Annotated in this window: 12 protein-coding genes, 1 pseudogene and 2 CRISPR repeat arrays; of the genes and pseudogenes, 3 read left to right on the top strand and 10 right to left on the bottom strand. The window is 66.8% G+C overall.

Translation table 11 applies throughout. From position 1 onward, the window contains the following. The first annotated feature begins 514 nt into the window (after positions 1-514). Both FrCorBMG51_RS10410 and FrCorBMG51_RS10405 read left to right on the top strand, forming a co-directional pair. On the top strand, positions 515-1,846 hold the full coding sequence (locus tag FrCorBMG51_RS10410) for an IS4 family transposase (RefSeq protein WP_235433472.1): 1,332 nt from the start codon (positions 515-517) through the stop codon (positions 1,844-1,846). A gap of 154 nt (positions 1,847-2,000) precedes the next feature. Next, positions 2,001-2,306 (top strand): annotated as a pseudogene (locus FrCorBMG51_RS10405) (integrase core domain-containing protein); the annotation flags it as partial. Between the two features lie 140 nt (positions 2,307-2,446). After that, positions 2,447-3,923: a CRISPR direct-repeat array (repeat unit 30 nt; unit sequence GTTTCAATCCCTCGTAGGGGCGATGAGGAC). 90 nt (positions 3,924-4,013) lie between these two features. Continuing rightward, positions 4,014-4,307: direct repeats of the CRISPR family, unit length 30 nt; unit sequence GTTTCAATCCCTCGTAGGGGCGATGAGGAC. A 112-nt stretch (positions 4,308-4,419) separates the two neighbouring features. Here FrCorBMG51_RS10405 and cas2 read toward each other — a convergent pair. From cas2 to glgX, 10 genes are all read right to left on the bottom strand, one after another. Beyond that, complete coding sequence (cas2, locus tag FrCorBMG51_RS10400; RefSeq protein ID WP_047222866.1) at positions 4,420-4,683, bottom strand: CRISPR-associated endonuclease Cas2; 264 nt, start codon at positions 4,681-4,683, stop codon at positions 4,420-4,422. A 3-nt stretch (positions 4,684-4,686) separates the two neighbouring features. Further along, positions 4,687-5,667 carry a type I-B CRISPR-associated endonuclease Cas1b gene (cas1b, locus tag FrCorBMG51_RS10395; RefSeq protein WP_047222865.1) on the bottom strand — a complete coding sequence of 327 codons (981 nt, stop codon included), beginning with the start codon at positions 5,665-5,667 and terminating at the stop codon, positions 4,687-4,689. Between the two features lie 3 nt (positions 5,668-5,670). Continuing rightward, positions 5,671-6,165, bottom strand: coding sequence for a CRISPR-associated protein Cas4 (locus tag FrCorBMG51_RS10390; RefSeq protein ID WP_047222864.1), 495 nt, complete (start codon positions 6,163-6,165; stop codon positions 5,671-5,673). Further along, a complete protein-coding gene (locus FrCorBMG51_RS10385) occupies positions 6,165-8,774 on the bottom strand; it encodes a CRISPR-associated helicase/endonuclease Cas3 (protein ID WP_047222863.1) in 2,610 nt (869 codons plus the stop codon). The genes FrCorBMG51_RS10390 and FrCorBMG51_RS10385 overlap by 1 nt, the downstream gene beginning before the upstream one ends. Then, positions 8,771-9,547, bottom strand: coding sequence for a CRISPR-associated protein Cas5 (gene cas5, locus FrCorBMG51_RS10380; protein ID WP_086055369.1), 777 nt, complete (start codon positions 9,545-9,547; stop codon positions 8,771-8,773). Before cas5 ends, FrCorBMG51_RS10385 begins: the two co-directional genes overlap by 4 nt. Next, positions 9,544-10,572 carry a type I-B CRISPR-associated protein Cas7/Cst2/DevR gene (gene cas7i, locus FrCorBMG51_RS10375; protein WP_047222861.1) on the bottom strand — a complete coding sequence of 343 codons (1,029 nt, stop codon included), beginning with the start codon at positions 10,570-10,572 and terminating at the stop codon, positions 9,544-9,546. Before cas7i ends, cas5 begins: the two co-directional genes overlap by 4 nt. Beyond that, positions 10,569-12,077 carry a hypothetical protein gene (locus tag FrCorBMG51_RS10370; RefSeq protein WP_157180450.1) on the bottom strand — a complete coding sequence of 503 codons (1,509 nt, stop codon included), beginning with the start codon at positions 12,075-12,077 and terminating at the stop codon, positions 10,569-10,571. Before FrCorBMG51_RS10370 ends, cas7i begins: the two co-directional genes overlap by 4 nt. Beyond that, positions 12,074-12,703 carry a CRISPR-associated endoribonuclease Cas6 gene (cas6, locus tag FrCorBMG51_RS10365; RefSeq protein ID WP_235433471.1) on the bottom strand — a complete coding sequence of 210 codons (630 nt, stop codon included), beginning with the start codon at positions 12,701-12,703 and terminating at the stop codon, positions 12,074-12,076. The genes FrCorBMG51_RS10370 and cas6 overlap by 4 nt, the downstream gene beginning before the upstream one ends. Before the next feature lie 710 nt (positions 12,704-13,413). Beyond that, positions 13,414-15,816, bottom strand: coding sequence for a malto-oligosyltrehalose synthase (treY, locus tag FrCorBMG51_RS10360; protein WP_047222983.1), 2,403 nt, complete (start codon positions 15,814-15,816; stop codon positions 13,414-13,416). 142 nt (positions 15,817-15,958) lie between these two features. Continuing rightward, entirely contained in the window at positions 15,959-18,253 is a 2,295-nt protein-coding gene (gene glgX, locus FrCorBMG51_RS10355) for a glycogen debranching protein GlgX (protein WP_047222982.1), read from the bottom strand. Between the two features lie 710 nt (positions 18,254-18,963). Between glgX and FrCorBMG51_RS10350 the strand changes: the two genes are divergently transcribed. After that, positions 18,964-19,494 carry a DUF3145 domain-containing protein gene (locus FrCorBMG51_RS10350; RefSeq protein ID WP_047222859.1) on the top strand — a complete coding sequence of 177 codons (531 nt, stop codon included), beginning with the start codon at positions 18,964-18,966 and terminating at the stop codon, positions 19,492-19,494. The last annotated feature ends 79 nt before the right edge of the window (positions 19,495-19,573 follow it).

Genomic DNA, 19,573 nt, shown 5'->3' with positions numbered 1-19,573 from the left:
GCGCCGCGCGCCCCGAGCGGTTCGCCCGCCGGCCACGGCCACCCCGCCTGCCCAAGACCGTGTGGATCAACCAGCCAGTTCCAAGCCAACCGAGCAACGACCAACTGTCACATTTGACTTGACATGTACCGGTCGTCCACCGGCCCCACATTCCCGCCCGACCGTCACAGACAACGATCGATCACTGAGCACAACGGTTCGTTACCGGGAAAGGCTCACTGAAGTCTTCGGCTGCGCCGGTTTGAAGGCTGGCCCTGCCGGTGAGCTTTTCAGTCCGAGGGCTGTGGTCGGGCGGACCAGCCAAAGCTTTCGCGAGGCAGAACGATTTCCCACCTTTTCGGGCCGGTCGGTGGGCGCGGTGGGGCGCGGAGCAGCGGCGCCCGGCAGGGTGGGGCGACGCGTGGTGTGGCTTCAGCAAGCCTTCTCGGCGCGGATCGAATCAATGCCGCTAAGATAAGAACGGGCGCCGACAAGATCAATATCTGCTTGATCGTTTCAGTGCGGTTTTTGGCGTATGCACTCGGGCGGTGCGTCATACTTCCATGCGCGGACCACCACGATAGAATGGATTGTGAATTCGGCAGACGAGTCTTCGGCGGCAGGCCGCCTGACCGACCATATTTCTGTGGGCGTGCTCGCACGGGTGATTTCACGAGAGGTCGTGGACGAGGTTCTCGTCGAGACCGGTAAAAAAGAGCAGCGAGTCCGGCGGCTTCCCGCACACGTCGTCGTCTATTTCGTGGTGTCCCTCGCGGTGTTCCGGGACGGCTACGAGGAGGTCATGCGCCGCCTTGTGGGCGGCCTGCGGCTCATGCGCGTGTGGCGGGACGAATGGACAGTGCCGTCGACGAGCGCACTCAGCCAGGCACGTGAACGTCTGGGAGAGGAGCCACTCAAAATGCTATTCGAGCGGGTCGCGGTCCCGCTCGCGAAGCTGAGCACGCCAGGTGCATGGTTGCGTTCGTGGCGGCTCATGGCGATAGACGGCGTCAACATCGACGTACCGGACACGGCGGAGAACCTCACCGTTTTCGAGAAAGCGCGGGGAGGTACCCGGCGACCTTTCCCCCAGATCCGTTCGGTGGGACTCGCGGAATGCGGAACGCACGCCGTCGTCGCGGCCACGACGGGCACCATCCGGGACGGGGAAAGGGAACTCGCCGGCAGGCTGCTCGGATCGGTCGAACCTGACATGCTGATCACGGCCGATCGAGGATTCTTCAGCTTCGAGTTGTGGGCTGACTTCATGGTGACCGGCGCCGCGCTCCTCTGGCGAGTCTCCGCCCACATGAAGTTACCCCCTGAAGCCGTGCTCGCTGACGGCTCCTACCTGTCCACCATCACGTCGAAGAAGAACCGCGGCAGCTCGTGGCGCATCCCGCTGGCCGCGGTCGACGACCCCAGGGACGCGAGCCACATCCCCGTCCGGGTGATCGAGTACACCGTCGCGACGGGTGACGGCACATCCTCGGAAACGTTCCGGCTCGTCACCACCATCCTCGACCCGGCCGACGCCACGGCTCTTGAACTCGCCGCTGTCTACCAGCAGCGCTGGGAATACGAGCTGTCCCTCAAAGAAATCGAAACGCAGCTTCTCGCGCCCGGTGCGGGACTGCGCTCAAAATCCCCGAAGATGGTCCGTCAGGAGTTCTGGGGACTCCTCCTCGCCCACTACGCAATCCGCGCGCTCATGGTCGAGGCCGCTGACACCGACGGGATCGACCCCGACCGGCTCTCGTTCCAACGAACCCTGAACATCGTCCGCCGCCAGATCACCGATCAGGCGGCCTTTTCCCCCCTCGACACTCGCGCGGGCGATCACCAGAGCCATCGCCGAGATCCTTGAACGAATCACACGGGAGCGCAGACCCCGACGCTACCCTCGCGTCAGCAAGAAAGGAAACCGACACAACTTCCCGACCAAGAAGTCATCCGACGGAGGCGTGCGTTTCGCTCCAACGATAATGATCACCGGGCGGATCTTATCTTAGCGGCATTGTTCGCAGTACACGTCTATCCGCTATACCGACCGGCTTGTCGAGGCCGGAGCGATACCGTCCGTCGGGAGCGTCGGCGACTCGTACGATAACGCGCTCGCCGAGTCCGTGAACGGACTGTACAAGACAGAGCTTGTCCATCGCAAGGGGCCGTGGCGTACCGCGGACGATCTCGAACTCGCGACGTTCGAGTGGGTCGACTGGTACAACAACCGGCGGATCCACAGCGGCTGTGGAAACATGCCACCGGCCGAGTTTGAATCCCTCTTCTATCTCCAGAACGAAGCTGATATAGTCGCCGAAGCGTAAGCATCCGGTCCTCTATGGAACCCGGGGCGGTTCAGACCTGGTCCTGCGCAGCACGCTCCAGGACGATCCGGTCCTGAGTTTCAATCCCGTAGGGGCGATGAGGACATCGACTTTGCTGCCGCGCGGGCCCAGCTCGCCGCGTTTCAATCCCTCGTAGGGGCGATGAGGACTCTCCCCCCTCACGTGCCACTTCGACCGCATACTGGTTTCAATCCCTCGTAGGGGCGATGAGGACCCACTCGTATGTCGCGGTCACACCGGACCGTGCCGTGTTTCAATCCCTCGTAGGGGCGATGAGGACCCGATCTCGTCCATTTTTGCCGCGGTCAGCAGCTCGCGTTTCAATCCCTCGTAGGGGCGATGAGGACGAGCATCCGCGGCGGCCTTGGCCGCGTCGTTGCCAGGTTTCAATCCCTCGTAGGGGCGATGAGGACCCGGCGCAACCCGCTGGGCCGCCTGGCCCCGAAGGGGTTTCAATCCCTCGTAGGGGCGATGAGGACTCTTCGACGGCCAGTGGGTCGGGGACGGGTTTGACGGGTTTCAATCCCTCGTAGGGGCGATGAGGACGGGAATGAACTGCGTCATCGTGACCGTAGACAGCGTTTCAATCCCTCGTAGGGGCGATGAGGACGGGCACAAGGAGTCGGAAACGTCTCCTACATCAGCGTGTTTCAATCCCTCGTAGGGGCGATGAGGACACAACGGGGTCATCGTCGCGGGGGAGAGCGCGCAGAAGTTTCAATCCCTCGTAGGGGCGATGAGGACTTCCTCTACGGTCTGGCCCGGCTTGATCGCGACATAGTTTCAATCCCTCGTAGGGGCGATGAGGACCATCATCCAAGCAGCCACGAAGGGGCACAACATGGCGTTTCAATCCCTCGTAGGGGCGATGAGGACGCGGAACCATCGTCACTATCCTTAAGCGGGATAGGTTTCAATCCCTCGTAGGGGCGATGAGGACCAGCAGCTCCACCATCTCGGCCGGGGTCGTGTCGTACGGTTTCAATCCCTCGTAGGGGCGATGAGGACTCTTCCTATCGTCACGGTAACCGCGTTTTGTTTGCGGAGTTTCAATCCCTCGTAGGGGCGATGAGGACTCTCCCCCCTCACGTGCCACTTCGACCGCATACTGGTTTCAATCCCTCGTAGGGGCGATGAGGACCCACTCGTATGTCGCGGTCACACCGGACCGTGCCGTGTTTCAATCCCTCGTAGGGGCGATGAGGACGCGCGACCTGATCGCCGCGCTGGAGGCGTAGCACCATCTCGTAGGGGCGATGAGGACAAGGACCCGAACTTCATCAACGCTGAGAAGTCCGCGTTTCAATCCCTCGTAGGGGCGATGAGGACCTCCGCCGCGACCTCCCGTCTCACCATCAGCCGGTCCGGTTTCAATCCCTCGTAGGGGCGATGAGGACCCGCTGACCGGCCGGGGTGCGCACCTGATGCTGATCGAGTTTCAATCCCTCGTAGGGGCGATGAGGACCTTGAATCCGCTGAAAATGTCGGTCGGATATGCGCGTTTCAATCCCTCGTAGGGGCGATGAGGACCATCATCCAAGCAGCCACGAAGGGGCACAACATGGCGTTTCAATCCCTCGTAGGGGCGATGAGGACCACGCCCGTCATCACGGCCATCGCCAACCTCGTTTCTCGTAGGGGCGATGAGGACCAAAACAGTTGGTCCGCCGGCACGTGGCGCTTCCTCGTTTCAATCCCTCGTAGGGGCGATGAGGACAGCCGAAACCCTCGCCGGATGCGATGCCGGTAGGCGCCAGTTTCAATCCCTCGTAGGGGCGATGAGGACTCCGCAGTACTCCGGTACAGTCCCCTACGTGACAGTTTCAATCCCTCGTAGGGGCGATGAGGACAACTGAAGGAGCTCCCCTCATGGAACTGCTTGATTTGTTTCAATCCCTCGTAGGGGCGATGAGGACCAGGTGTGCTGGCGTCCGATGGCATTTTGGCGAGGTTTCAATCCCTCGTAGGGGCGATGAGGACCCGATTATAAACGCCCAGGTCGGACGGCGTGTCGAGGGCTGGGGGAAGGGGCGGATCGCAGCGAGCCGCCGGTCGAACATCACCAAGCGGGGGTCCGCTGCACCGTCCATGATCAAATTATGTCGCTGGGGGCAGCCCAGCCGGCGCCTATGCTCTCCCGGACGATGTCTGCACCAGGAGGGAGAGTGTAGACGAGGACATGATCGTGGGAGTGGTCGATCACAGCTTCGATCCGGCGCCGGAAGCGGAGGAGCTGCGCGGGGCTGAGGTTTCCTTCGAACACGCTCCGCTGCACATGGTGGAGGTACTGGCGGCAGGTCGCGAGGACCGTACTGTTGCGTTCCGCGGCGGTGTCGTAAACAACGATCACGTACATGGGTCACCACCAGATCCGAAACGGTTGGTAGCGCTCGCCCTCGAGACAGGTGCGGGTTAGTTTCAGCGCTTCGAGGTAGAGCAGTTCATCGTATGCGACCGATCGTCCGAGCGCGCGGTGCTTGATGGTGACCGCCAGCTCGTCACGAACGGTTTGAACGACAAATTTCCGTCCGCTTTCGGTGAGCATGGTGTTTCCGACCTGGGCGTCGAAATGCGTGGGATTCAACTGGCCGCGGCCGGCGAGACGCAGCAGCAGGCGTTCGGCGAACAGGGGTTTGAAAACTTCAGCCAGGTCGAGTGCGAGGGAATGGCGCTGACGTTCCATGGAGCTGTGCAGGAAGGCGATGCCGCTGTGCAGAGGAGTGAGCCTGATTGCGGTCAGGAGCCGGGCGTAGACGATGCCGTTGACATAGCTGATGAAAGCGTTTCCCGCATTGGCGGGTGGTCGGCGGCTACGGCCGTCAAGCTGTAACCAGTCCGGTAGCTTGGTGTCGATCACAGTCCATGCGGTCCGGCGGAAGTTCCCTTCGGCGGCCATGAGCTGGGCGGTCGAGTCGGCGGCGGCAGCGCCGGCTTCCAGCGTCTCGAACGGCTTTTTCAGCACGGACCGGTCGACGACACGGCGGACATTGAACGCTGTCGCGCACACCAGCGACCGCGCGATGGCCATGGCAGCCCGCGGAGTCGTGGCGGCGCGTGCCTGGGCCAGGACGGTCTGGCCGGATGTATGTGCCTCGGCCGGAAGCAGTGATCCAGCGTAGTCGCCATAGTAACTGAGCAGATGCACAGAGATACGATGTTGGTTGAGTAGCGTCATCACCGCGGTGTTGATGTCTACTGGGGAGCAGGCGATGATGTCGCGTACGTCGGTGACGGGTATATGGACCTTGCTCCCATCGTCTCGTTCGATGACGAGTGTCGAGTCCTTTCGGCGGATCCGGCAGGGGGAGGTCAGCCAGTAGGTGCGGGCTGCTTCGGGCATGGGTCAGTCCGTCCAGCAGTAGTCGAGGTAGCTGCATCCGACGCAGCGCGGCCGGTCAAGTCGCTCCGGCGGATCGGACCGCTCGACAATGTCGAGCACGGCCGCGATGTCGTCCACGGCGCGTGCCCGCCGTTCGTCATCGAACGGGATGCGGATGGTGCGCCGGGTCGGCCGGTAGTGCAGGACAGCGCCGCGGGCCTCGACACCGACATCGATCAGCCGGAGGCAGTAGTGCAGCGCTTGGGCTTCGTCGGCCACGGTCGGCCGACGGGATGACTTGACTTCGTGCACCCACAGGTCCCCGTCGAGATGGTCCAGTTTGGCCGCGCCGAGGTCGACGGGCCGGAACCGGTCGTAGGAGACCTCGTGCAACGCCTCCCCGAGACGGACCCGCTCGCTGAGATGCTCCGGCCGGACCCCACGGCTGTACAGCCATAGCTGCCGGTGGCAGTGATGCAGATATTTGATGTGGACGCCCCCGATGTCAGCCGGCTCCATCAGATCAGCTCACCGGGCTGGTAACGGTCCGCCGCCCGACCGCGGACGGCGGTCAGGCCTCGTTTCTTGTCGTAGTCGCCGTCGATGACGAAGACACCGAGCTGCCGGTTCCAGCCGGCCAGCTTTTTCGCGTAGTAAGGCAGCGGTATGAGCAGGTCCGCGGCGAGTAGACGGCCCTGCGCCCCGGTGGCTGCCGTGGCCAGCAGGCTGGCGTATTCATCCTCATCCGAGGCGAGGATTCCCTCGGTACCGTCGAATATCTTGTCGAATGCGTCGGTGAGCTCGGAACGGTCGCTGAACGGCCGGGTGAAGGTGAGGAAGCTGCTGGTGAAGGCATCCCGGTGGCGGGTGACCTCGTCCACCCATCTTTGGCCCCAGTCGGAGTCGAAGATGTCGTCCAGCCAGCCCAACAACGACGCTTCGCTCACGATCTCACTGTCGTGTGCGGTCAGCACCTGCCAGGCAGCCTCGGTCGGCTCGCGCTCGTAGACACCGTCCGCATACAGCTCGGTCGTGCCGCCGCGTCGGGCGCGCATCTCGGCCTGGCACACGACGACATCTGCCGGCGGACGGGTGCCGCTCCGGTTGACCCGGCCGAACCGCTGAATCAGCGCGTCCAGCGGAGCGCACGAAGTGAAGATCGCATCGAAGTCGACGTCCAACGAAACCTCGACTACCTGGGTGGCGACGACCAGCCCGGGTCGCCGTGTCTCCGCCGAGGTCCCCGATCGGTAACGGCTGGTGATCGTTCTTTCGATCGCGTTACGGTCACAGCGCTTGAACCGGGAGTGCAGCAGACACGCGGCCCACGCCCCGGCTGCTTCACCGTCCACCTCCGCATCCAGATCATCGCCCGGACGGCTGTTCCGCTCGCTGTCCGACAGGGGCGGAGCATACGGCGACAACGCCTCGAACAGGCTTTGGGCGTCAGCCACGTTGTTCGCCACGACGAGGACGGATTCCCCCGCCGCCAGCCTGGATATGATCATTTTCTGAGTGGTCGGATCGGTGAGATGCGCTTGGGCCGTCCGGATCCGGTGCCGGTTGGGAGCGGTGCCGTGGCTCGCCTCCACCAAGGTCACTGGTGATGCGGGCGTCCTCGAAGATGCGTTGTTCCCCGCGTTCTCAAGGCTGGTCCGGACCAGTTCGATCAGCGGAGCCGGCAGGGTCGCCGACAGCACCCCGACGCGGCTGCCGAGCCGCGCCCACAGACCGAAGGTGGCCAGGATGAACCCGAGCTTGCGCGCGTCGTAGGCATGCAGCTCGTCCAGGACGAACACCGAGTTGGCGCTGTCGAGCAGAATGCTGCTGTGTGTCGGGCCGGCGAGCGCGCCGCGCAGCAACTGGTAAGGCGTGCCGACCCGGACCGTCTCGCGGAACAGCCGTGTCGCGCCCGCCCGGGCGAGCGCCTTCGCCGCGGCCATGCCAGCATCCGTGCCGGTACCGCCGTCGGCACTGACACCGTTGCGGCCGGAGCGGTTCTCCTCGGCGTCGTCGTCCGCCCCACACAGCGACCGGGACAGATAATAGGATGCGGCCCGTGAGTGGCTGACCCCGATCAGGCTTTCGTCCCCGACGTCGTGTTCCGCCAGCCGCGCGGTCATCGCGTTGATCGAGGCCAGGTATGGCAACGTGTAGAAGACCCGGGGTACCCCGCCGCACGCCGTACTGATCGCGATGACCTGCCGGGACGCCCACAGCAGGCCGGCCTCGGTCTTCCCGCTGCCCGTCCACGCCCGCAGGATCAGATGTCCGTCGACCGAGGCCGCTTCCTTCTGGTGCGCATGCAGCGCCCGGCCGGATTCGGCCAGCCGGCCAGCGAACCGTTCGGGATAGCCGGAGTCGAACGGCTGCCGGGTGTGCAGGCTGCCGTGCGCGCTGGACAGATGGTCGGCCATGGTCACCGCCCCCTGCACCAGCACAGCCGCTAGCCCGCGGCCGGGGTCGGCATCGGCATCGGACCAGGTCGCCCACAGTCTCCATAGTGTTGACAGCGCGTGTCCGCAGAGGTGGGATGCGTCGGCCGGGCCGGTTGCGTCGGGCATGGCTGCCTCGGTGGCAGCGGTCAGTCCCACCTCCGAGGATCTTTCCGTGAGCCAACCGAGCAGCATCCTGGTCCGTTCCCTGTCGACCGTGCCCAGCTCATCGGCGAGATCCTCCGGGGTGGGCACCAGGTCCTCGGGGTAGAGAGCGCGCAGCGCCCGACCGCTGTCGGCGTCGGCGAGCGCGCGGTGGTGGGTCGCGACGCCGAGGGCGATCCACCACCGCGTGGGAGTATCCGGAAGAAGGAACGGCAGGAAGCCCAGAGACAGAACCTCATGTCGCTGGGGCCACCTGTCACGCGCCCGTCTGAGCATGCGCTGAAAGCCGTCGGCGATCTTTCCCGCGTCGTGGGTAAGCGCGGCCCAGGCCACCACCGTCCAGAAGGCATCTCCGGCGATCTCCGCTGGCAGGCCGGGCAGATGGCCGATCCGTCGCTGCACCTGGCGGGCGGCGATAACAGTGGCGTCCAGATGGGACGTTAGCGCCTCCCCGGCATCCCGTTGCCCGCTGGGGCTTTTCGCCCATACCTGCTCCAGCCCGGTGAACCTGGCGGCGTCCACGGTCATCGGGACGCCAGGGGTTCCGCGTGGACGGGATGAGTCGGCGGCAACAGAGCCACGGCCTGACCGTGCTCGGTGACCAGCCCGCCGGTGAGCGGATCACCACCGAGGCCAGATGGCTGGTAGCGGTACGCCTCCCAGCGACGCCGGGCACGGTCCCGGCTGATGGTGGTGGTGAGCTGCACCAGCCGGCCGTGCCGGGTGACATCGGCTGGCACGACCGCGTGACCCTGCCGGCCCACGCCGTGTCGTAGCCGCACCAGCCGAGCCACCACCCGAACCAGGTCCTGGCTGCGACCGAGACGCAGCGGCCAGATGGGCCGCTGCATTCTCTCGGCCCACGTGTCCGTGTCGTCCAGGAGCCAGACGGTCAGCTCCACATCGGCGAGGAACGGACGTTCTCGCGGTACCGGGTCGCCCCGCCCACCCGGCTTTCCCACATCGAGTGGATGGTAGGTCTCCAGATCGGTACCAGCACCCAGCGCGACGAATGACATGGCGAATCGTAGCTGGGTGTCTATCGTCTCCCAGCCGCCCGCGGCCGCGGCGAGCATCCCACCGACCGTGGACGGTGGGGGGCACGGCAGGCACACCTGGGCAGTCGCATACAGCGGATCACGGAAGGAGACGACCGGCGCTGACACGGTGATTTCAAGTGCGTCCACCGGGAGGCCGGTGTTCCCGTTGGTAGCCTCGGCAGGCTCTGCTCCTGTCCCCGGGTGTGCGCTGTCGGCTTCGGTGGGAGCTTCGGCGGGAGAGGTGAGGCCCGGGAAGGTCATTTTCTGGTGTCCTCGAACCAGACGTCGTGCTGGCCGCCTTCGATCTCGTCGGCGAGCCGGTTGAGCACGATCCGTGGATGGTCAAGGATGATGCTTCCGCTGCCGATCGCATCCGCCAGTTCGGCGCGGACGGCTTCCCGCTGGTCGCCGAGAAAACCCGGAGCCCAGCCCACATGGACCGGTCCGTCCAGCTCCTCCCGCCACGCGGTCAGCTCCTCGGTGAAGACACGGACGTCGAAGAAAGTCCGCCGATCACGAGCGCGCAGCACCCGGGTGAACGGGTTGACCCCACCTTTTATCGGCGCGAGCAGCGTCAGCGAGGGGGTCCGGTCGCCATAGTGCAGAGCCTGCTTGGCTCCGCCACGGACCGCGGCGAGCGTACGCAGAAGCACCGCGACCCGTCGGCGACGTTCCGCCAGCGGCAGCCGCAACGCGCTGGCCCCCCGGAAGTCGATCCGCTCCGCTCCACCGGCCGCGGCCTCCTGCGCGGCAGCGCTGGTCAGCGCCACTTTGAGCCCGGAACCGTCGGTCTCGAACGTCCCCACCCGGGCGAGGTCGAGGAGCACGTCACCGGCGAGATCCGCGGTGTAGTGTTCGTGACCGTGCAGGACGGGGTTCGCGCCGGTGTCGAAGCCTCGACTCATCGTCCCGAAGTCCTCGGCCGGCTTTTCCGGTGTCACCGACACCAGGGTCCCGGTGGCGAGCACAGTGTCCCGCTGGCAGCTGCTCCCTTTGCTGACCGCAACCATGTAGCCGAACAGATCGTCGTCCAGATACCGGTCGGGACGGCCGGACGAATATGCCTGCTGGTTCTTCCCGCTGCCGCTGCGGAAAACTGGGGAACGGCGCTCGTCGGCGGGCAGCGAATCCCGGACCCAACGGCGGAACGCCTGCGCGGAGACGTACGGATGGGACAGTCCGCCGGCGTAGAGCTTTTTCACCCGGGCGACGTTGTCGCTACCGAGGCCGTTGTTCGGGGCGCCGGCGTTCACGTCGAGGGCGACCTTGCCCACCAGGTACGTCATGCTGACTGTCCTTCCAGAGAGCCGATGCCGGTGATGTCGTAGGCGTCCAGGTCGCCGGTTTCGTCCGCGGTGGACGTGATGGTCTCGTCGTCCAGTTCGTCGTCGGCGCCTTCGGCTGCCTCGGGATGCCAACCCATCTCGTGCAGGTGTTCCAGGACGGCGACGAGCAGCAGTTGTCGGTGCAGCCTGGTCTGGTGGTCCGGATCGAACAGGAGCCTGGTCTGGGGGACCGTGATGAACGGCCCGGTGGCATCAGTAGGCAGATCCGCGCTGCGCAGCATCCACCGCACCGCGTGGTCGTCGATCCACTTACGGAGCCGAGCCGGATTCTGGTCGCGGTAGGCGACCTGGAACTTCTTCAGCTCTGACTGGGTTTTCCTGGCCGCGACGACCGTCGCGACATTGCGGGCCAGTGCCCGGATTTCATCGACGTCGCGCTGTTCCACGTACAACACCTCTTTGGCGAAAGAAAAGCACAGGGCGGCCAGGTCACGGTCCAGGTCACGCACCGGGTCGGCGGGCGGCGGACGATCGGCGAGATAGGCTGCCGCGGTCCGGAGAATACGGCTGGGCTGACGGAAGGCATGGTGCGCGAGCCGGGTCTCGCCGGAGAGTTCCTTCGTCCGGTGCGCTGCCACCAGCGCCGTGTACCCTGCCCGGTTCGACGCGCGCATCGTGCGACGCAGCCATTCCGCCAGCGGCTGGTCCATCGCGTGGACGGCGAGGGACGCGCCGCGGTTGTCGTTGTTGAAAACGAACAGGTCGACGCCCGCACCGAGCGGGCGGCCGTGTTCCCGCAGCCCCCGTAACGCGATCTGGTCGGCGGACGGCTGGTTCGACGGCACCGGCACGCCCAGGGCGATGTGCTCGTTGTTTCTGCGCACCCTTTCCCTGGTGGCCTGCGCGAGGAAGCTGTCATCCCAACTGTGCACGGCCGTGTTCGCTCCACCGGTGAGCCGGCAGCCATACGGCAGGGCGTGAAAGCATGACACGCACGGCCAGCACAGCGGTAGACCGGCCTGCCCGGGCGCGGTGGTGTTGCGCTGGTTCTCGCTCTCCATCAGTGGCACGTCGACTTTGCCGAAGAAGGAGACCGCCGCCCGGCCGCACAGCGCGCACGGTACCCCCGGCCACGTCCGGGCCTCGGGCATCGTCCGCCATGCCCGTACCTGCTCCGTGAGCTCGTCACGGCCGCGTTTCGATCGTGACGGGTGGTTCATCTTGGAGTTTGGGAAGAAAGAACCGCTGGCCTTGAGCCAGAATCCGTCGGCGGCCTTGGTCGACTCGGCGTGCGCGGCGCGTACCGCGTCGTCGGCCATTGTCCGAACTGCGGTGTCGAACGCATCGGCCGTTATCTCTCCTGGCTCACGGCAGCCGGCGAGCGCGGTGAGAGCGAACGCGCCGACCCGTTGCAGCGGGTGTGCGGTGAGCACTACCCGCCGCTGGGCCTCGATCTCCTCCGTTGTGATGCTCGCGATTGCCCCCGGTCCGGCTGGTGCGGTCACGCCGACACCCATCCGAAACCCGCCGATGTCGCCTGGCCGAGGCCCCACGACCACAGCGCGCTCAGGGTTTCTGGCGCACCGCGCAACCGGACCTCGACCTGTGCCCCGACCTTTTTCCCTTTTCCGGTGTCGAAGCTGCGTTTCGCCCCGGCCCAGGTGATCTGTTCGAGGGTGATGTCCGGGTCGACGCCGATCGTCTCGGCCTTGCGTTGCAGGCTCTGCGCGAAGTAGCCGGCGAACTCCGGCTCCCATGGCAGGAGGAACGCCTGCCGTGTTGTGCGGATCCCGTCCGGACCACGGCCGGAGCCCTTCATCACGACTGGAGTGACCGTCCGTAGTAAGGCCGTACCGTCGGTGAAGGCCGGAGGGTCGACGATGTTGACGCCCTCGACGTGCAGCGCCACGCCACCCCAGTCGATGATCGGAGTCGTGCTGAGAATCCTGGCCCATGCCTGGATCACCACGTGCAGCGGACTGCCCAGCTCGAGATAGCCGTGGCCGCCCACCGCGTAGCGGCCTTTGACCCGCCTGGCCTGCGGAAACGTAGGTGGACCAAAGCCGAACGGCGCCATCCGGTGGCTGCCCCACCCCTCGCCGTGTATACGTTCCGCTATTTTCGAGTCCACCTGTTGTAACAATGAGTAGCAGAACCCGCGCCCGGGAAGTTGGACGTTCCGCCACTCAAGCTCGCGTGCTGTCGTTCGAACCGACACCCGCAGTCGCACGATCTACCTCCCCCGTATGAGTGCGTCTCGTTGGCAGGACAACCGGTGTGGTCCACACCACATCGGTCACCCTCAGGAGGCATCCTGCACCCTCCCCAATCATTACTGACGGACGGGTCGGGCCAACTCGGACGCCGAAGATCGCCAGTGCCCGGTCGGGCAAGCTGGAAGATCCCTCGAAGGGTCGATGAGGACAAGGAGTGGAAGCGGTCAGCTCGAGTAATCCACAAGCCTTGTTTTAATCCCTCGGTAGCAAGTCGCAAAAAGGGTGAATGGGAGCTATTCGAACAGCTTGCTCAGAAAAAATACAACGCCAATAATTGCCACCGTCGCTCCGGAAAAGCGGAATACTATCCGGAAGGTGCGACTCTTTACTTTGATCAAAATTTCGTGCGGACTGCTCATATTATTCCCCTTTGACTGGCATGGGCTATCTACTGATTGTCTAAATGTTCGTCTGCGGAACGGTGGATGTGAAAGTACCATGGCGGAAGCCTTGTTGGAGTAAGCCACAGGCCTTCGAGGCTCCAGGTCGCGAATAGAATAATCTGCGTCTGTTCTGTCCGTCGCCGGGATTTATCCGACGACGGACAGAACAGAGAAGGAGCTATCTACTGGGTGCGGACGAGGAGGCTGACGGGGAAGTCGCGCAGCAGGCGGAGGACGTAGGCGACGCCGCCGTCGTGGCGGCGGCCGGTGAACAGGTCCGTCCAGCGGCCCTCGGGCAGCGGGAGGGTGGTGTCGCGCCAGCCGCCGCCGCGGCGCAGCCCCAGGACCAGGCGCGGCGCCACGGCCACCACCGACCCCGAGCGGCTGAAGGCGACCACATGGTCGGCCGCCGAGCCGGACGCCCACAGCGGCCGGTAGGTGGCCTGGGCGCCGAACCACTCCGGGTGTTCCCGGCGCAGCCGTAACGCGCGGGCGACGACGAGTAGCTTCGCCGCCCCGGTGTCGTCGAGCGGCGGTGGCTTGCGGCTGCCGGATTCGGGGCCGAGCTCGGTCAGCAGCTTCGCGCGTTCGCCGAAGGCGACCGGGCGCCGGTTGTCCGGGTCGACCAGGGAGGCGTCCCACAGCTCCTGGCCCTGGTAGACGTCGGGCACGCCGGGGGAGACGAGCTGGAGCAGCTTCTGGGTCAGGGAGTTCTGGCGTCCGAGCTCCACCAGGGACGCGACGTAGGTTTCCAGTGTCGCGAGGTAGTCCCGGTCGTCGAGGACCGCGTCGACGTAGTTCGTCAGCGCCGACTCGTATCCGGGGTTCGGGTCGGTCCACGACGTGTGGGTCTTTGCCTCGCGGACGGCCTTGAACATGTACTGCCGGACCCGGTCGGCTGGCAGCGGCCAGGCTCCGACGAGGGTCTGGGCGAGCAGATAGCTCGTCGGACGGTCCGGCCAGCCGTGTTCGATGTCGGTGTGCCGTTCACCGAGGGTGAGCAGGCGGCGGACGACCTCGCCCCAGCCGTCGGGGTCCTCGGTCAGCACGGCGAGCCTGGCGCGGACGTCCTCGGAGCGTTTGGTGTCGTGCGTGGACAGGGTGGTCATCGTCAGCGGCCAAGCCCGCTGCGTGGTGGTGTTGGCCTCGTGGAACTCGTGCACCGCGCTGTGCGGGTGCCCGGCGGGGAAGCCGGGGAAGTCGCCGGGGGAGCCGCCGACCTCGTTCAGCGCGATCATCCGGCCGTACCGGTAGAAGGCGGTGTCCTCGACGCCCTTGGCCATGACCGGCCCGGCGGTCTGCTGGAAGCGGACGACGAACTCCGGCGGGCCGGCCAGGGCCAGCTCCTCGACGAGGTCGATCTCGTCCGCGCGCAGGGGCAGCGACTCCCGGGCTTGCGTGCAGGCCCGCACGATGTGCCCGCGGGCCTCCAGGGTCGCCGCCGCGCCCGGGCGGACGTAGGCGCGGTAGACGGGGAAGGCGGCCAGCACCTCGGCCAGCGCCTCGTGCAGGCCGACGCGGGTGAGGTCCGCGCGCCGCCGCCGGGCCTCGGTCAGCGCGAGGGCGGTGAGCCTGTCCAGTTCGGGGCGCAGGGCGCCCGCGAGTACGTCGATCTTGGCCTGGCGGCTGATCGTGGCGAAGTCGGACCTGACGTCGGCGACCTCGGTGTAGAGGGTGCTGAACGCCCTGGCCGAGGCCGGGTCGATGAACAGCCGGGTGAGCCGGTTCAGCGCGTCGTAGCCGGTGGTGCCGGCGCACGCCCAGGTGTCGGGCAGCGCCTCACCGGGCTCCAGGATCTTCTCGACGACCGTCCACGCGCCGCCGGTGGCCTCGGACAGCCGGCGCAGGTACTCCTCGGGGTCGGCGAGGCCGTCGGGGTGGTCGATCCGCAGGCCGTCGATCGCGCCGGCCCGGATCTGGTCGAGGATCAGGCGGTGGGTGGCGGCGAAGACGTCCGGGTCCTCCTGGCGCAGGCCGGCGAGGGTGGTGATGTCGAAGAAGCGCCGGTAGTTCAGCTCGGTGCCGGCGACCCGCCAGAAGCACAGCCGGTAGTGCTGACGCTCGAGGGTGGCGGTGACGTCGTCAGGGTCGACGGTCCCGTCCGCGACGGGTAGCACGTGATCGTGGTAGACGACCACCCAGGCGCCGTCCTCGTCGGTGGCCAGCCGGATCTCGCCGCGGGCGAGGCAGGTGCCCAGCGCGTCCCCGAGAACCGGGATCACGATCTTCCCGGGGTTCTCCGGGGAGTTCCAGTCGATGTCGAACCAGGACGCGTACGGCGACTCGGCGCCCTCGCGCAGCACCGACCACCAGGCCGTGTTGGCCGACTCGGGCGCGGCCACCGCCATGTGGTTGGGCACCAGGTCCACCACCAGGCCGAGGCCTGCCTTGCGGCACGCGGTCACCAGCCGCCGGAACCCGGCCTGCCCGCCGAGCTCCGGGCTGATCTGGCCGTGGTCGACCACGTCGTAGCCGTGGGTCGAGCCGTCGACCGCCTCCAGGACGGGCGAGCAGTACAGATGGGTGACACCGAGCGTGGCCAGGTACGGCACGACGACGGCCGCGTCGGTGAAGGAGAACTCCATGCTCAGCTGCAGCCGGTAGGTCGCGGTGGGGACGGCCCGGCCGGGCTCGCCGCCGGCACCAGGCCCAGCGAGCCCACCAGGCCCACCGAGCCCACCCGGACCACCGGCAGGGGCGGCGCCGACGCCGGAACCGCCCCGCGGATCAGTCGGCACAGCGCAGCACAAGCGTCGAACGGGCCTCGGCCTCGATCGGGTCGTCGGCCTTCACGACCCGACCGGTCAGGCGTGGGCCGAGCGAGGCGGCGCTCCCGCCGCCGCCCCCGCTCACCGCGCCGGCTCCGGCCGCCGCGCCGGTGCCGGACGCGTCGCCGGCTCCGGCCGTCGTGGCGTCGACGATCGCCGGCTGGGCCGGGGCGGGCGGGCGGGTGTCGACGACGACCTCCCAGCTGGTGCCGAAGTTCTCCGGCGGGATGCGGAAGCCCAGCGGCTCGAAGTGGGCGTTGAAGAACAGCAGGAAGGACTGGTCGACGACCTTCTCACCGCGCTGGTCGGGGTCGGGGATGCCGTGCCCGTTGAGGAACACCCCGAAGGAGCGGGCCGGGGTGAACCCCCAGTCGGCGTCCGACATCTCGGTGCCGTCCGGCCGCAGCCAGACGATGTCCTTGAGGGCTTCCCCGCCGTCGTGGCCGCTGACGGGTGCGCCGTCCGGGCCGCTGCCCGTCCCGGCGTCCAGGCGGTGGATCGGGTCGCCCCGGAAGAACCGGCGGCGGCGGAACACCGGATGCTCCCGGCGCAGGGCGCAGACGGTCGCGGTGAACTCGACCAGGTCCGCGTTGCGTTCCGCCAGGGACCAGTCCAGCCAGGAGATCTCGTTGTCCTGGCAGTACCCGTTGTTGTTGCCCTGTTGGGTGCGCCCCATCTCGTCGCCGGCCAGGAGCATGGGGACGCCCTGGGACAGGAAGAGCGTGGTGAGGAAGTTCCTGACCTGGCTGCCGCGCAGCGCGAGCACCGCGGGGTCGTCCGTCGGCCCTTCCGCGCCGCAGTTCCACGACCGGTTGTCGTCGGATCCGTCCCGGTTGTCCTCGCCGTTGTCCTCGTTGTGCTTGTTGTTGTAGGAGACCAGGTCGTCGAGGGTGAACCCGTCGTGGGCGGTGACGAAGTTGATGGACGCCGAGGGCCGGCGTCCGTCGGACTCGTAAAGGTCGCTCGAGCCGGTCAGCCGGGAGGTGAACTCGGCGATGCCCTGGTCCTGGCCGCGCCAGAAATCCCGCACGGTGTCACGGTACTTGCCGTTCCACTCGGTCCACAGCGGGGGGAAGTTGCCGACCTGGTAGCCGCCGGCGCCGAGGTCCCACGGTTCGGCGATCAGCTTGACCTGCGAGACCACCGGATCCTGCTGGACGAGGTCGAAGAAGGACGACAGCCGGTCGACCTCGTAGAACTCCCGGGCCAGGGTCGCGGCCAGGTCGAACCGGAACCCGTCGACGTGCATCTCGGTCACCCAGTAGCGCAGCGAGTCCATGATGAGCTGCAGGACGTGTGGGTGACGCACCCGCATGCTGTTGCCGGTGCCGGTGTAGTCCATGTAGTAGCGCGGGTCGTCCTCGATGAGCCGGTAGTAGGCGGCGTTGTCGATGCCGCGGAAACACAGCACCGGGCCCATGTGGTTGCCCTCGGCCGTGTGGTTGTACACGACGTCGAGGATCACCTCGATGCCGGCGTCGTGAAGGTTCTTCACCATGAGTTTGAACTCCTGGACCTGCTGGCCCGCGCGGGCGTCGGCCGCATAGGCGTTGTGCGGGGCCAGGAAGGCCAGCGAGTTGTACCCCCAGTAGTTGCGCAGCCCCCGGCGGACCAGGTGTTCGTCCTGCACGAACTGGTGGACGGGCATGAGTTCCACAGCGGTCACACCGAGTTTGTGATAATGGTCGATCATCGTCGGATGTGCCACGCCGGCGTAGGTGCCGCGGTACTCCGGTGGGAGCCCGGGATGGGCGATCGTCAGGCCGCGTACGTGCGCCTCGTAGATGACCGTCTCGTTGTACGGGGTGCGCGGCGGGCGGTCCCCGTTCCAGTCGAAGAACGGGCTGATGACCACCGACTTCATCACCCGGAGCGCGGAATCCTCGGTGTTCATGCTGTCGGGGTCGCCGAAGTTGTAGCCGAAGACCGACTGGTCCCAGTCGATCTCGCCGTCGACCGCCTTCGCGTACGGGTCCAGAAGAAGCTTGGACGGATTACACCGCAGCCCCTTGGCGGGTTCGTGGGGGCCGTGGATCCGATACCCGTATCGCTGGCCGGGGCCGATGCTCGGCAGGAAACCGTGGTAGACGAAGGCATCGGCTTCCTTCAGTTCGACCCGGGTCTCGGTGTTGTCCTCGTCGAACAGGCACAGCTCGACCTTCTCGGCAACCTCGGAGAAGATCGCGAAATTGGTGCCGGTGCCATCGTAGGTGGCACCGAGCGGATAGGGGCTGCCCGGCCAGACTTGCAACATACGCACGGAGCCTACGGGGTTGGGGAACCGCCGACGACTGGTGCTGGCGTGGATGGGCACCGACGGCTCGGGCGACTTCCCGGCCGGTGGATTCCGGGCCGGTGGATTCCGGTTCGGCCGGCGGGGTGGCGGGCGCGGCCGGGCCGGTTTGAGTACACCTTCGGGCCGCGCTGTGCGCAACTCGTCACCCGCGTTGTCGATCACAAACCGTTGATCACGGTATCCGCCGTGGACGAGGTTCGCGGGGTGGCCGCGCACGCTCCGTCCCCCCCGCGACGGAACCCCGTCGGCCGGCCCGAGGCGGGCCGGCCCGGCTCGGCGTGCCCGATACGGCCACGGGCCCGACAGCCCCACGGCCCGACAGCCCTGCCGACCCGTCCCGGCGCGGAGTTCGGCACGGGCCCGTGCGGGCCCGGTACGACGGGCCCCCGGCTGGAGACTCCTCCGGGAGCCGTCCAGACGCACTCCGGACGCCTTCCGAACGCTCTGGCGTGGCTGCCGCGCCGGGCCCTGCTGTGTGGCGGGCGGGACAGTTGCTGCCTGTCATGAATCGTCCAGGTATCAAATGATGAATCGGATCTGTCAGACGGGGGTAGGTATGGCAGCCACAGGCGGCTCATGGCACCATCGTTACCGCACGGCACGGCCGATCGTGAGACGAGGTCGCAGGGGAAGGCGTAACTCGTTGACGGAGGTCCTGCGTGGTTGCAATGTCATCAACACGTGATCTTGTTTCGGGTTCGGTGTCCGTCGGCGTCCCCGGCATGCTCGCCGTGCTGGCCTGCCCGCCGCCGCTGTGTCCGCACCTGGAGTTTGCCGTGTCCGCCGTGCTCTCCTCGCCGGTGTCCCTGACCTGGACCGGGCAGCCCAACTCCCCGGGGTCGTTCTACGCGGCCCTCCAGTGGCGCGCCCCCTGTGGGACGGCCGGCCGGCTGGCGGGGCAGCTGCGTCGTCTCGCCCCGGTCTCCTTCGACGTGGTCGAGGGGCCCTCACCGGGGTGCGACTCGGAGCGCTACTCCCACACCCCCGAACTCGGCCTGCACCGCGCGTCGATCGCCGCGAACGGGGACGTGGTCGTCGGTGAGGCGGCCCTGCGCGCGCTCATCGACCGGGGCGAGGGCCGCGAGACGCTGGCCAGGGGCCTGCACCGTCTGCTCGGCACCGCCTGGGACGACGTCCTGGAACCGTTGCGCCAGGGCGCCCACGGAGCGCCCGTGACCTGGCTGCGCCGGACCGGCTAGGCCCCGCCTCCGGGTCCGGGCGCGTGAGGGGTCGGCTGCCTGACCGGCTCGGGCTCTGCCGCTCCCGCGCCCGGGCCGC

Source organism: Protofrankia coriariae (assembly GCF_001017755.1).
Taxonomy (GTDB): Bacteria; Actinomycetota; Actinomycetes; order Frankiales; family Frankiaceae; genus Protofrankia; species Protofrankia coriariae.
This window is presented reverse-complemented; position numbering and strand designations above follow the sequence as displayed.

Excerpts from the sequence above, each read along its gene's own strand:
- cas2 (WP_047222866.1), bottom strand. The coding sequence starts at position 4,683 with ATGTACGTGATCGTTGTTTACGACACCGCCGCGGAACGCAACAGTACG.
- cas5 (WP_086055369.1), bottom strand. The coding sequence starts at position 9,547 with ATGACCTTCCCGGGCCTCACCTCTCCCGCCGAAGCTCCCACCGAAGCC.
- treY (WP_047222983.1), bottom strand. The coding sequence starts at position 15,816 with ATGGAGTTCTCCTTCACCGACGCGGCCGTCGTCGTGCCGTACCTGGCC.
- cas1b (WP_047222865.1), bottom strand. The coding sequence starts at position 5,667 with ATGCCCGAAGCAGCCCGCACCTACTGGCTGACCTCCCCCTGCCGGATC.
- FrCorBMG51_RS10350 (WP_047222859.1), top strand. The coding sequence starts at position 18,964 with ATGTCATCAACACGTGATCTTGTTTCGGGTTCGGTGTCCGTCGGCGTC.
- FrCorBMG51_RS10390 (WP_047222864.1), bottom strand. The coding sequence starts at position 6,165 with ATGGAGCCGGCTGACATCGGGGGCGTCCACATCAAATATCTGCATCAC.
- FrCorBMG51_RS10410 (WP_235433472.1), top strand. The coding sequence starts at position 515 with ATGCACTCGGGCGGTGCGTCATACTTCCATGCGCGGACCACCACGATA.
- FrCorBMG51_RS10385 (WP_047222863.1), bottom strand. The coding sequence starts at position 8,774 with ATGACCGTGGACGCCGCCAGGTTCACCGGGCTGGAGCAGGTATGGGCG.
- cas7i (WP_047222861.1), bottom strand. The coding sequence starts at position 10,572 with ATGACGTACCTGGTGGGCAAGGTCGCCCTCGACGTGAACGCCGGCGCC.
- glgX (WP_047222982.1), bottom strand. The coding sequence starts at position 18,253 with ATGTTGCAAGTCTGGCCGGGCAGCCCCTATCCGCTCGGTGCCACCTAC.